Source organism: Candidatus Woesearchaeota archaeon (assembly GCA_016187565.1).
Lineage (GTDB): Archaea > Nanobdellota > Nanobdellia > Woesearchaeales > JACPJR01 > JACPJR01.
The window spans coordinates 1-2,962 of the sequence record JACPJR010000030.1 but is presented as its reverse complement, the minus strand read 5'-3'; the positions used below and the strand labels follow the sequence as shown (position 1 = coordinate 2,962).

The 2,962-nt window shown below is 41.2% G+C and carries 3 protein-coding genes; all 3 read left to right on the top strand.

What is annotated here, in order from left to right; all coding sequences use genetic code 11:
- Positions 1-387, top strand: a 387-nt coding sequence (locus tag HYW21_07710; GenBank protein ID MBI2549208.1) for a hypothetical protein, incomplete at its 5' end; no start/stop codon positions are given.
- The gene (locus HYW21_07705; GenBank protein MBI2549207.1) at positions 388-1,971 is read left to right on the top strand and encodes a VCBS repeat-containing protein; all 1,584 of its coding nucleotides are present in this window, start codon (positions 388-390) and stop codon (positions 1,969-1,971) included.
- 191 nt (positions 1,972-2,162) lie between these two features.
- Entirely contained in the window at positions 2,163-2,753 is a 591-nt protein-coding gene (locus tag HYW21_07700) for a hypothetical protein (protein ID MBI2549206.1), read from the top strand.
- Positions 2,754-2,962: the final 209 nt, after the last annotated feature.

The following is a 2,962-nucleotide window of genomic DNA, read 5'->3' as shown; positions in this document are numbered from 1 at the left end:
GTTGCACCAGGAGAACTCGCTCTTTTCAGTGTTGGTGTGATGAATGTGCTGAGCAGTATGGATATGTTTGAATTGAACCTCGAGTTTAAAGAAGCTTACACCGAAAATAGGACGCCGATCACTATAGCTCCAGAGCAAGCCATGAGCTGGATAAGTTCTGTGGAGCTCAATCAAGATGTAAAGATTAAGCAAATCGAGAAGCATGTATTTCTCATCGGTGTGCAACCACCAGTAACAGCACAGAAAGGAAGCTATGTGTATAATGTCGAAATATGGTATGATAAAACCATGGATGGTGTTGTAACCGATCCTGATTTGGAAGTGGGATTTCATAAAGATGATCATTATCCTAGATCACCTAAAAAGATCACCGTGGAGGTGAAATAAATGGACATGCAACATCTGTACCAAAATATGATGAGTTCAGGACCATTGAGAACTATTTCTCGAGCACTACCTTTTCTGACACTCTCTCCTAGCTTTAATGCCCAACCAGCTCAGGCACTTGAAATTAGTACGCAACCAGGATTTCCTATCAGTATTGGCCAACCTATATCCTCGCCAACCTTGTACCAACAACCGAATGGAGAATCCATCGTTGCATTTGGTTCCTGGGATGGTGGTATGTACGTAGTTAATTCCCGAGGAGAGTTCGTTACTGAACCGAAATATGCACTAGATAGGGTTGGAACATCTCCTGCTATAGGGAATATTGATCGTGCTGGTGAGGTAGAGGTAACCGCAGGTTCTAATGACAGTAAAGTCTATGCCTTTTCATTGGATGGTGCAAATATGCCTGGTACACCGTATGATACCAGAGATTGGGTTATTGGATCACCTTCACTTCGAGACTTGGATGGAAACGGTAAGCTAGAAAATATCTTCGACTCTTTTGATGGTAAAGTCTATATTAAAAAACACGATGGTACAGATCTTCCGGGCTGGCCAGTAAATACTGGCGAAAACAATGTCTTAGAATCAACTCCTGCGACTGCTGATATCGATAACGACGGTCAAATGGAGATTGTTCTTGGATCAAATCCAAGTAAAACCATTTATGCATTTAATCATGATGGAACCTCTCTTTGGCAGAGGATAACCGGAAGCGCAGTAGGATCATCATCTGCTATCGGTGATATAGATAACAATGGAAGTTTAGAAGTGGTTATTGGCTCCGATGATAATTCGCTCTATGTCCTTGATGGAAAAACCGGTGAGAATTATAGTCCAGCATGGCCAAAACCATTGGGAAGTGGAATATGGCCCTCACCTGCGGCATTGGCAGATTTTAGTAAGGATGGGACTTTAGAAATGGTAGTTGCTTCCTATGATAATGGGCAACTCCATATTCTCAAGTTGGATGGATCTTACTTAAATCCCGCTTGGCCAAAAAGTCTTGGTTCAGAAATTTCCAGTTCACCTGTTGTTGCTGATATGAATAATGATGGGAGATTAGATATTGCTATTGGTACAATGGATGGTAGGGTTCATGTGTTTACTGAAGATGGTTCGTATCTTTCGCCAGAGTTCCCTATTCCCACAGGGAGAGAGATTGGATCTTCACCAGCAGTTGGAGATATTGATAATGATGGTCAGACTGAACTTTTGGTAGGTTCAGCAGATGGCAACTTGTATTGTTGGGATTTAGGATCAAACACCTGGAATCCTGATTCGACAATGCAGCCATGGCCAATGTTTATGCATGATCGGCATCACACCGGTGAGTATGGGTATGTGCCTAGCGATGATCCTATGGTAAATGTTCAAGGTAAGAGTCCACTGTTGGAGCAAAGACTATACCTTAGCCAGAATCATCCCAATCCCTTCAACCCGGAAGAATTCTTCAAATACTTCAAGAAGGTGTTCTTTCACCTGGAAAGCATGCTGTCACCTGGAATGCACAAGGAGTTCCTTCAGGAGTGTATGTCTATAGCTTACAAACGCCAGAAGGTACAGCAACGAGGAAGATGATGATAACGAAATAGTCTTACGTTAAACCTTATTTTAATTTCTTTTATTCTCTTGCTGCTTTACTTTTCACAGTTGTCTTGTCCATACTGATAACAGGACTATAGACATGTTAATACGTACTAACAATTTGAATAACATTTATATAACACCTATTGGTGTAGCTTCTTATTTTGCGTAGCAAGGTGAGAAAAATGAGGCTAAGAAAAAGAGGTATCTTTTCATGGTCATATCTGATGATTGGTGTTTTAGTGCTTGTTGTTGTTATTCTGAGTAGTCTATTGGTGAAGAATATTTCTCGTGCTGACCAACGAGTCGATGGGGCAGCAAAACAAATTGATCCTCAATCCTGTACTGAGGATTGTGATATACAGTTAACGAACCATTTTGAGAGTGGTGATTTAGGATCTCCAGAGGTTGCGTATTCCAACACAAAGGGATATGGGGTCATCTTTATTGATCTTGATGTTCCTGAAGGTCAGTGTGCAGTAAAGTTTAGAACCTCAGAAGGGCAGGTAGATATTACCATCAATACTGTAACGTTTTCCAATATCACCACAAAATATCTGTGGAATTATCAACCTTTTGATTGCCAGCTGCTGAATGGAAATTATGATAAGGTTAGGATAGTCTCACATTCTGAAACCATGAGCACCTATTACGAGCTTGGGAACAGTGACGCCCATGTTGATCAGTATACCCAAGACGGTGAGAACTGGCTGGAAACCTCGAGTAATGACATGGCCATTGATATTGTACAGGACAGAAAAGCGGTAGGGGAGTAATTGTTTCTTATGTCTGGTGTGAATGTATAATAGAGGACAATAGTTTTTAATATAGCAGTAGATTCGAAAGTAAAATAAACGGTTTCTAGAAGATATATTTTGCGTTGTTGGGAAGAATTCCCCTTACACTACCACTGACTTTGTCCAAGTTCTGCTTGATGCTGTGGAGCACATCGACTTTACGAACAACACCTGTGTTCGTGTAGGTG

What these genes read in the sequence shown, in the direction of transcription:
- HYW21_07700 (MBI2549206.1), top strand. Translation starts at nt 2,163, where the DNA reads ATGAGGCTAAGAAAAAGAGGTATCTTTTCATGGTCATATCTGATGATT.
- HYW21_07705 (MBI2549207.1), top strand. Translation starts at nt 388, where the DNA reads ATGGACATGCAACATCTGTACCAAAATATGATGAGTTCAGGACCATTG.